Genomic DNA, 3980 nt, shown 5'->3' on the forward strand with positions numbered 1-3980 from the left:
GGGGAGGCCGTGATGACGAGCCGCCCCCTGGATATTGCGCTCGACGGCCGATGCGTCCCAGGCCAGGCGGCGAGGATCGCGGCAGGGTCCCGCTTCATCAGGCGAGCCCTCCCCGTCGCGATTGCCCGGATGCCGCCGCAGGGTTTGATCTGGGCTCGGGTTTGGATGGTCCCTTGCGCGGTCAGAGCAGCGCACTGGACACCCGGCAGGGGTACCGATCCAGACCGCGCCGCCAAACGGTTTCTGCTCATCGCTCCGAGCGGCCCGTGCCCGATCCGGCACGTCGACGCTCCGGCCGCGTGATCTTTTGTTGCGCTACCGCTGCGCTGATCGAGCGTGGGGTATGCGCGCTTTCCCTTGGCGTTATCGTCCGGGCTCGCCGCCGGATCCCTCGTCGCGCCTACCCGAATGTATAGGCCAGTTCGAAATCGCCCCAGCGGCGGCCATTGATGAACAGGGGCACGTAGATGTTGCGCACCACCTTGTAGACCTTGCCGTCGCCTTCCTGGCGATAAACCGCCATCATGTATGGCGCGGTGCTCTTCTTGGCTTTCTGATCCAGCGGATCGAACAGGATGCGCCCGTTGCGGCAGAATTGCGTGTCATGCGCCAGATCCCCTGTCGGGGCCTTGGAATGCTTGGAAAGATGGGTGGGAAGATAGCCCAGCGTATCGGTGCAGGCCGATGCCATCACGCGGGTATCGGCTCTTTCCACCTCATCCAGCTTGTGGCGCCAGTTGCCATGCGCCCATTCGGTAAAGCGAGTGCGGAACCGCTGCGGGTTGCTGCCTTCGATCAGGCAGTAATCCTGATCGAACACCGCCGCTTCGCTGATGTCGCCAGCCTTGATGGCCTCCTCCGCCATTTCCGCAACCTCGCGGGCCTTCTGCTGCGCGATGCCGACCATCTCGCTGTCCTGCGGCGAAAGCCCGGCGTGGACCAGGCGGTCGAACATCTCGCTCGCGGTCAGCTCCAGGTCTTCCATGCGCGAATGGGCAACTTCCAGCTTGGCTTCGTTGTCAGAAGCGGCCTTGTCGAAGCTGTCGATGACCTGCTGCACGCGGGTGACGTTGCCGGTCATCATGCTGGTGGCGCGGGCGATGGTCTCGTTCTGGTTGTCCACCTCTCCCACCAGATGGGACACATTGCTCATGGTCGCTTCGATGCTGGCGACCGATGCCTTGGCCTGCTGGCTCGCAGAGGCACCAACCTCGATGCGCTCGATGACGGTCGCGGCCTCCTTGCCCAGCGTGCCGATGACCGCGGCGATCTCGTCGGTCGCCTTGCGGGTTTCGCCCGCCAGACCCTTCACCTCGTTGGCGACCACGGCGAAGGTGCGGCCCGCTGCGCCCGCGCGCATCGCCTCGATGGTGGCGTTGAGCGCCAGAATATTGGTGGTTTCGGCGATCTGTTCGATGTCCTTGGAACAGCGCTGCACCTGCTCCATCGCGGCGGCAAAGCCGGTGACGTGCGTGCCCAGCGTCGCCACCAGGTCCAGAAGGTCGGTGATCTGCGCCAGAGATGACTGAATCTGCAGGGAGCCCTGCCCCAGCCTGTCGATGGCGCGGGCGGAGAGGAGGCGCGCTTCCTCGCTCGCTTCGGCCACGCGGCGCTGGTCCTTTTCCAGCTCCTGAACCGTCCCCTGCAGCTCGATATGCTCGGCGCGCAGGACGGCCGATGTCTCTATCACCGCCTGGACGATGCCGGCGACATCGGAACAGCCGACGGTAACCTTGCCGCAGGCTTCGGGTATCCGGTCGAGTGCCGCGGCGCCGGTGGAGTCGACAGGCAGTAATTCCATGTGTTCGCGCGTCCCTTCGCGGGGCCTATCCGGCGGCCCCGGTTCGCATCTGCAATACGCAGGGTTTGGTTAGAAAATTGCTAACCAAGCGGACCGGCAATCGCGGACGCGCTGGCGATGGTGGAAAAGCCGCGCTAGGGTGGCGCCCATGTTTTTCAACTTCGTGGACGAGCTGCGCTCGGCGGGCATCCCCGCCAGCTTCAAGGAACACCTCACCTTGCTGGAGGCGCTCGACAAGGATGTGATAGAGCAGACGCCCGAGGCGTTCTATTACCTCAGCCGCGCCACCTTCGTTAAGGACGAGGGGCTGATCGACCGGTTCGACCAGGTGTTCTCCAAGGTCTTCAAGGGCATAATGACCGATTACGGCCAGAACCCGGTCGATATTCCGGAAGACTGGCTGAAGGCCGTGGCCGAGAAGTTCCTGTCCGAAGAGGAAATGGAGAAGATCAAGTCTCTGGGTGACTGGGACGAGATCATGGAGACGCTGAAGAAGCGGCTCGAGGAACAGCACGAACGCCACCAGGGCGGGAACAAGTGGATCGGCACCGGGGGCACCAGCCCGTTCGGCAATTCGGGCTACAACCCCGAAGGCGTGCGGATCGGCGGCGAAAGCCGGCACAAGCGCGCGGTGAAAGTGTGGGACAAGCGCGAGTTCAAGAACCTCGACAACACCAAGGAACTGGGCACACGCAACATCAAGATGGCGCTGCGCCGCCTGCGCCGCTTCGCGCGCGAGGGTGCGGCCGACCAGCTGGATCTCGACGCCACGATCCGCGGCACGGCCAAGCAGGGCTGGCTCGATATCCGGATGCGGCCCGAACGCCGCAATGCCGTGAAACTGCTGCTGTTTCTGGACGTCGGCGGATCGATGGATCCGTTCATCAAGCTGGTGGAGGAACTGTTCAGCGCCGCCACGGCGGAGTTCAAGAATCTGGAGTTCTTCTACTTCCACAACTGCCTTTACGAAGGGGTGTGGAAGGACAATCGCCGGCGCTGGCAGGAACGCACCAAGACCTGGGATATCCTCCATAAATACGGGCACGACTACAAGGTGGTGTTCGTGGGCGATGCGGCCATGAGCCCCTATGAAATCACCCACCAGGGCGGCAGCGTCGAGCATATGAACGAGGAAGCGGGCGCCACCTGGATGAGCCGCGTGACCAACACCTATCCCGCGACGGTGTGGCTCAACCCCGTGCCCGAAAAGCAGTGGGGCTATTCGCAGTCCACGAAGGTAATGAAGCATCTCGTCAACGACCGGATGTACCCGCTGACCTTGGACGGGCTGGACGATGCCATGCGCGAGTTAAGCCGCAAGCAAGGATAGAGCCGCCAGACACTTTGCGGGGAGATGCAACATGCGAACCGTCATTGCCGTAACATCGCTAGTGCTGCTGGCCGGCGCCGTACCGCCGGACGTTCCGGGCGATCCGCTTGCCGGCCTGCCGGGATATGAGGAACCCGCCACTCGGTGGAAGGACGTGGCCGATGCCGAAGCGCGCCGCGCCTGCCGCGAAACCATCGAACAGGCTCGTGCCGTCGCGGGCAAGCCCGAATTGGATCGCGAACCTGCCGATCCCGCCGAGGCGAAGCATTTCTATGCCGTGGACCGCAGTGTGGACGGGTGCCCCGTGCTGGTCATGAGCGGGGATCCGGCCGATCAGCGTCCCGTTCCGCAAGTCGGCGAGCCGATGCTGATACCAGCGCGATAGGGCGATATTCAAGGCAAGCGCGGGCGTCGTTTAGCGCCAGACGACGGGCATCGCCTTCCGATCCGCAAGACTGTCCGAATTGTGATGGCTGGGCACTGAAACCGGGCCTAAGGGCGCGCGCATGGACACCCAGCTCGTCGTCATCTGCGCGCTCACCTTCGGGATCAACCTCATCGGGGCGCTGGCCTATGCGGCGCGGGTCGCGGGGGTGCGGACGCGGCGGATCGCGATGAGCTTCGCGCTGTTCAACGTGCTGGTTCTGGTCAGCCGCACGGCCAACGGCTTCCTCGGACCTTTTCTCGCCAAGCGGATCGAAAACCGCCTCGCCGATGGCGGGGGCGCAAACCTGGCGGACGATTTCCGCATCGTGCTCGCCAGCGCCAGCGTGGCGGTGCTGGTCGGCATAGTACTGGTGCCTACCGCGCAGCGCCTGTTTGCCAGCGCCATCGGGCATTTCCAGCACC

4 protein-coding genes are annotated in these 3980 nt (G+C 64.0%); 3 read left to right on the forward strand and 1 reads right to left on the reverse strand.

The genetic code is table 11. The annotated features are described in order from the left end of the window. Positions 1 to 400: 400 nt before the first annotated feature. Positions 401 to 1801: a methyl-accepting chemotaxis protein gene (locus tag ACFDTG_RS16370; protein ID WP_375291988.1), complete on the reverse strand. Its 1401-nt coding sequence runs from the start codon at positions 1799 to 1801 to the stop codon at positions 401 to 403. 148 nt (positions 1802 to 1949) lie between these two features. Here ACFDTG_RS16370 and ACFDTG_RS16375 point away from each other — a divergent pair, with 148 nt between their 5' ends. The 3 genes from ACFDTG_RS16375 to ACFDTG_RS16385 form a co-directional block, all read left to right on the forward strand. Then, positions 1950 to 3131 (forward strand): VWA domain-containing protein, encoded by a 1182-nt coding sequence (locus ACFDTG_RS16375; RefSeq protein WP_375291989.1) that lies wholly within the window; start codon positions 1950 to 1952, stop codon positions 3129 to 3131. Positions 3132 to 3162: 31 nt separating this feature from the next. Beyond that, complete coding sequence (locus tag ACFDTG_RS16380) at positions 3163 to 3516, forward strand: hypothetical protein (protein ID WP_375291990.1); 354 nt, start codon at positions 3163 to 3165, stop codon at positions 3514 to 3516. 121 nt (positions 3517 to 3637) lie between these two features. Beyond that, on the forward strand, positions 3638 to 3980 hold a 343-nt coding region (locus ACFDTG_RS16385), incomplete at its 3' end, for a lipid II flippase family protein (RefSeq protein ID WP_375291991.1).

The sequence above is a fragment of the Qipengyuania sp. genome (assembly GCF_042095715.1).
Lineage (GTDB): Bacteria > Pseudomonadota > Alphaproteobacteria > Sphingomonadales > Sphingomonadaceae > Qipengyuania.